The sequence below is a fragment of the Microcoleus sp. Pol10D4 genome, from assembly GCF_036701555.1.
Lineage (GTDB): Bacteria > Cyanobacteriota > Cyanobacteriia > Cyanobacteriales > Microcoleaceae > Microcoleus.
In genome coordinates, this window is the sequence record NZ_JAUBRA010000138.1 from 1 (window position 1) to 5,515 (window position 5,515).

Annotated in this window: 5 protein-coding genes and 1 pseudogene; 2 read left to right on the top strand and 4 right to left on the bottom strand. The window is 44.1% G+C overall.

Going from position 1 to position 5,515, the window contains the following annotated elements; translation table 11 throughout:
• Positions 1-101: 101 nt before the first annotated feature.
• Both QUA36_RS30615 and QUA36_RS30620 read left to right on the top strand, forming a co-directional pair.
• On the top strand, positions 102-740 hold the full coding sequence (locus tag QUA36_RS30615; RefSeq protein ID WP_333369179.1) for a class I SAM-dependent methyltransferase: 639 nt from the start codon (positions 102-104) through the stop codon (positions 738-740).
• 141 nt (positions 741-881) lie between these two features.
• The gene (locus QUA36_RS30620) at positions 882-1,439 is read left to right on the top strand and encodes a class I SAM-dependent methyltransferase (RefSeq protein WP_333460090.1); all 558 of its coding nucleotides are present in this window, start codon (positions 882-884) and stop codon (positions 1,437-1,439) included.
• Between the two features lie 133 nt (positions 1,440-1,572).
• On the opposite strand, the gene QUA36_RS30625 is transcribed toward QUA36_RS30620, so the two are convergent.
• The 4 genes and pseudogenes from QUA36_RS30625 to QUA36_RS30640 form a co-directional block, all read right to left on the bottom strand.
• On the bottom strand, positions 1,573-2,811 hold the full coding sequence (locus QUA36_RS30625; protein ID WP_333460091.1) for a sodium:proton antiporter: 1,239 nt from the start codon (positions 2,809-2,811) through the stop codon (positions 1,573-1,575).
• A 211-nt stretch (positions 2,812-3,022) separates the two neighbouring features.
• Positions 3,023-4,155 (bottom strand): annotated as a pseudogene (locus tag QUA36_RS30630) (sensor protein KdpD).
• A 181-nt stretch (positions 4,156-4,336) separates the two neighbouring features.
• Positions 4,337-4,966, bottom strand: a complete 630-nt coding sequence (kdpC, locus tag QUA36_RS30635) for a K(+)-transporting ATPase subunit C (RefSeq protein ID WP_333460092.1) — start codon at positions 4,964-4,966, stop codon at positions 4,337-4,339.
• A gap of 40 nt (positions 4,967-5,006) precedes the next feature.
• On the bottom strand, positions 5,007-5,276 hold the full coding sequence (locus QUA36_RS30640; RefSeq protein WP_333460093.1) for a potassium-transporting ATPase subunit F: 270 nt from the start codon (positions 5,274-5,276) through the stop codon (positions 5,007-5,009).
• Between the last annotated feature and the right edge of the window lie 239 nt (positions 5,277-5,515).

Here is a 5,515-nt window from a genome sequence, read left to right on the forward strand (position 1 = left end):
GACTGAAGTCCCCCGCTCCGCTTCCCTCTCAGGGCTAAAGCCGCTGAGTTTCCCGCATCCCGTATTGATTTTTATGAGAGATTTATGAGGATTAAAAATTTATGAGTCAAGTGAATCTTTGGACTTCGGCGGAACACGCTTTGTGGTATCTTGCTAAAGCTGATGGAATTCCTCACCGCACTGAAGGTGAAGCGGTTTTGTTGGAGGAAGTGCCGAAAAATGTTAAGCGAATTCTGGATGTGGGCACGGGAGACGGACGGTTGCTGGGTTTGCTAAAGTGCGATCGACCAAATGTTGAATGTGTGGCGATCGACTTTTCGCCGACAATGCTGGAAAAAGCCAGAATTCGCTTTGCTGATGACCAGAATGTCACGGTAATCGAGCACAATTTTGATGAATCGCTACCAGATTTGGGCAAGTTTGATGCGGTTGTTTCTAGTTTTGCGATTCATCATGTAGCAGACGATCGCAAACGTTCGCTTTACACTGAGATTTTCGAGCTTTTGGAACCGGGAGGCATTTTTTGCAATTTGGAGCACGTAGCGTCCGCAACTCCCGCTTTACACGATAAATTTCGAGAGGCGCTGGGTATTAGTCACGAACCCGAAGATCCGTCTAATAAATTGCTGGATGTGGAAACGCAATTGCGCTGGTTTAGAGAAATTGGTTTTACAGATGCAGACTGTTATTGGAAGTGGCGGGAACTCGCTTTATTAGTTGGGGCGAAAGCTGACTCATAGTAGTAAGTTGTGCATTGCACACCCTACTTAATCGCGAAATCTAACAATAATGGTTGGATTTTTACGCATAAAAACGGCAAAATTGATGAGGATTAAAAAATAAGGAGTCAAGTCAATCTTTGGACTTCTGCGGAACACGCTTTGTCGTATCTTGCTAAGGCTGATAGCGTTCCTCAGCGCACTGAAGGTGAAGCGGTACTTTTGGGGGAAGTGCCGAAAACTGTCAAGCGAATTCTAGATGTGGGTACGGGAGACGGGCGTTTGTTGGGTTTGCTAAAGTGCGATCGCCCGAATGTTGAATGTGTGGCGATCGACTTTTCACCTACAATGTTGGAAAAAGTTAGAACTCGTTTTGCTGATGACAAAAATGTTACGGTAATCGAGCACAATTTCGACGACTCGCTGCCGGATTTGGGCAAGTTTGATGCAGTTGTTTCTAGTTTGGCAATTCACCACGTAGAAGACGATCGCAAACGTTCGCTTTACACCGAAATTTTCGAGCTTTTGGAACCCGGAGGCATTTTTTGCAATTTCGAGCACGTAGCGTCCGCAACAGAGGCTTTGCATCAGAAATTTCTAGAGGTGGTCGGTATGGGCGATCGACCAGACGATCCCTCTAATAAATTGCTGGATGTGGAAACGCAATTGCGCTGGTTTAGAGAAATTGGTTTTGAGGATGCAGACTGTTATTGGAAGTAGCGGGAACTCGCTTTATTAGTTGGGGTGAAACCTGTTTAGAGTATTTCGTGAAATTCGCATATCCGGGTAAGGACACGGCAGCGCCGTGTTCCTACAAATATCGCATACAATCTGTATGACTTGCGTGAATTAATTAAATTAAATCCGGTACTTTAGGTTTGATTCGACGCTCGTACCAGTTCATTAACGGCGTGGAAGTAATGCCGTGCAGAATCACAGAAATTACGATCGTTGTAAAAGTAATCCAGGCAATTTTTTCGGCGGTTTCGCCTTTCAAACCGTGACCGAAAGCATAGGTAAGATAATAGATAGAACCCACACCACGAATGCCGAACCAACCGTAAAGCCAGCGGCTGGCGGGATGCAAAGGACTGCCGATCGTACTAATCCAAGCTCCCAGAGGCCGGATTAAAAAAATCAACAATCCAGCTACTAAGAGCGAGTATCCTCCATATGCCAACATAGGCTCTAGGCGCAAAAGCGAACCTAATAGTAAAATAGTTGCTACTTCCATTAACTTTTCTATGCGCTCGGTAAAGTGCAGTTGGGAAAGCGGTTTTTCTGTGTCGCAATAAGTCCGCTGCGCCACAATTCCTGCTACAAAAACTGCGAGAAATCCGTAGCCGTTGACTACTTCTGTGAGGGAATATGTGATCAGGATTATGCTGAGAGCAATGAAATCTTCCATTAATTGATCTGCTGGTTGATAGCGTTGGAGTCGGCGATCGATCCAGGTGACGGCTTTAGCTACTAAAATTCCCATAACGATAGCTGCGCCAATCGCCCAAATCAAGTCAACTGCCACCCACTGCGAAAACCAGTTCTGCCAGTTGTCATCTTTTAGCGCATAAATGCCGAAATAAACAAAGGGAAAAGCTAAAGCATCGTTTAAACCGCCTTCTGATGTTAAACCAAAGCGCAATTCATCGCGATCGTCTAGATTAGCTAACTGAACTTCTGAGGCTAAAACTGGATCGGTGGGAGCGAGAATTGCTCCAAGTAAAATCGCTGGGCCCCAATCTAATTTCACAAACCAATGACCGACAGCCGCAACCGCAAAAATAGAAATTGGCATTAAAAAACCGATCAGCCGCGCTGTGGAATTCCAAGCCCAAAGTTTCAGCGGGCGGTTCATTTTTAAGCCACAACTAAACAGAGAAACAATAACTACAAATTCTGTAAGTCTTTCTATAAATTGAGCTTCGGGACGCAAGTTAATCAGCTTGGAGCCGTAGGGCCCCAATCCGATACCGACAACTAGATAAATTAAGGCATAAGATACAGGGAATCGCGAAATCCATCCAGAACCCAAGGTGACGGTCAGCAGGAGGATGCCAATAGCTAGCAAGTCGAAAATGTAAATATCCACCATAGCGATCGCACTTTTAATCAGGTTTACCAAGTGCGATCCTAACAGGTAAAACCTTCGGTCGCATCCACCGCCCGCTAGATTCAGCTATCCTCCAAAAGTTGCAGTTTTTATGCTAAATGACTAATAACTAACAACTAATAACTAACAACTAACAACTAACAACTCACAACTAACAACTCACAATTCACAACTACTGACTACTGATTACTGACTACTGACTACTGACTTTTTCGGTAGCGATGATGTGCAAATCTACGTGTTTGAGCATCGCACTAACTGTTGAGTCAAAGAACCCCGCAGCAACAATTTCCAGCGCGATTGCTGGCTTTCGCCGATCACAATTTGAGTAATGCGATACTGTTTAGCTACCTCCGAAATCGCTTTGGCTATATTAGTGCCGTTTACCCGCAAAAGTTGCCCATTAAATTCTTTACAGAGTTTCTCACAAGTTTCAACGTGCAAGCTTTCTGCTTTTGTTAAAAATCGGTCTGGATCGTTGACAAACAGAGCATAAAACTGGGCATTCATATAGCTAGCAATCCTCGCGCCCCGCAGCAGCAGTTGTAAGGAATTCGGATAAGTCGAGATGCACACTAAAACTCGTTCGTGAATGTTGCAATGTTGACCTTTTAAAGTTGCTGCATCGTCTTCAAGAGTGTCTGCAACTTCTCGCAAAGCGATTAAATGACGGCGCTGGAAAAAGTTTTCTAAAGATTGTTCAATTTTTTCGGTAGCATAAATTTTTCCTTCTAGCAACCTTTCTTTTAAAGTTTCCGACGTGACATCGACAACGACTATTTTGTCAGCATCTTCTAGGGCGCGATCGGGCACTCGTTCTCGCACTACAACTCCGGTAATTCGAGCTACTAAATCGTTGAGACTTTCTATGTGTTGAATGTTGAGGGTGGAGAAAACATCAATCCCAGCTTTGAGAATTTCTTCGACATCTTGATATCGTTTTTCTCGCAGAGAACCAGGAATGTTTGTATGAGCTAGTTCGTCTATTAATGCTAATTGAGGACGGCGTTCTATGACAGCATCCGTATCCATTTCCTAGAGCATTTTTTCGCCGCGCAGCATTTGTTTTTTGGACACTATTTCTAGTCCCTCGCCTTTAGCTGCTGTCTCTTTCCGCCCGTGAGTTTCTAACAGTCCAATTGCCACATCAATGCCTTCAGATTTGAGCCTGTGTCCTTCTTCCAGCATTCGGAAAGTTTTGCCGACACCGGGGGCCATGCCGATAAATATTTTGTGCTTTCCCCGGCGGGGGGTGCGATCGTAAGTGCGGTTCGGTTGGGCGTAAACCGCGTCTGGATTGTTGGTAATTTGGCTAGAGTGAATCATAGCTGAGTAGTGAGTTGTCAGTTGGCGATTGTCAGTTGGCGATTGTCAGTTGTCAGTTGTCAGTTAGGGATTGTCAGTTGCTACAAGTAACAAATAACTAATGACTAATGACTAATGACTAATGACTAATGACTAATAACTAATGACTAATGACTAATGACTAATGACTAATGACTGTCAACTATTGTAAACGGTCGAGAGCCAGATTCAGTTTGAGGACGTTAACTCGCGGTTTGCCGAAAATGCCGATAAATCTGCCATGCGTATTTTTGGCTACCAACATTTCTACTTGATTTAAATTGAGCGATCGCACCGTTGCTATCCGCTGAATTTGCGCCCTAGCTGCCTCTAGGCTAATGTGCGGATCGAGGCTATAACCAAAGGTGTAGACTAAATCGGCAGTCCGTTTGATACCAGCTTTGTTGAGGCGGTCTAATTCAACTTGCACCACCTGAAAACCATCTTTCTCATTACCTCGCTTCAGCAAATCCGAGTTACTGGGAGCAATGTTGCTACCTCCCGAAACACCTGTTCTTTGACTTAAATTTTCTCCCTTTGTTGTATCGTAATTTTCGGTCGCAAAACTGCTGTAATTTGTCGTGCTGGGACGACCCAAAAAATATTTATCCGAGCTGAAAGGTTGACCAACTAACGACGAACCGACTAGAACTCCTTGCTTGGTAATTAAGCTGCCGTTTGCCTGTGAGTTGAAGGCAATTTGACCGATTACTAGCAAGATTAAAGGGTAAATAATGGCTGTAATTCCCCACAAAACCAAGGTAAGGCGAATGGCTCTAATTATTTCTCTCATAAATTAGTCGCTTGGTTATTTGCTAAGGTTTAATTATTAACTAAAATCTTTTCGGCTGAAAGATGACTACACACAGGTAAATAGAAAGGGCGATAACCACCAAACCCAGGAGACTTAAACCCCCGACAGCTTTTCGGGTCAAATCTTCACCCGCAGCCGCGTAAACAGCGGGGGCAATTATCGCATTAAAACACATTACCAGAAATAGCTGCACCGGGATTGGGTGGCGCTGCCAAAGCATTTGCGCTAACTCTATCGTTTCTTGAAAATATCTTGGTAAAACATCATTCAGCAAATTATTAGGTTTCATGAATTCTCCTTATTTTGGGAATAAACATCTGTCTTTCTATTGGAGGTTTTTTTTGGGAAAATCGAGGCAGAGCCTCTGGTTCTGCGTTCCTCGGCAGAGCCGGGAAACGAGAATAATCCGTTACATCCGAAGAAAGCGAATCCGTTGCCAAACTTCTCTTATGCTAGGGCGTAGGTACAGTATTAGAACTTGACAAAAGTAGGAAAGCATGATAAGTGAATTTAGGAGCTTGTTAAATC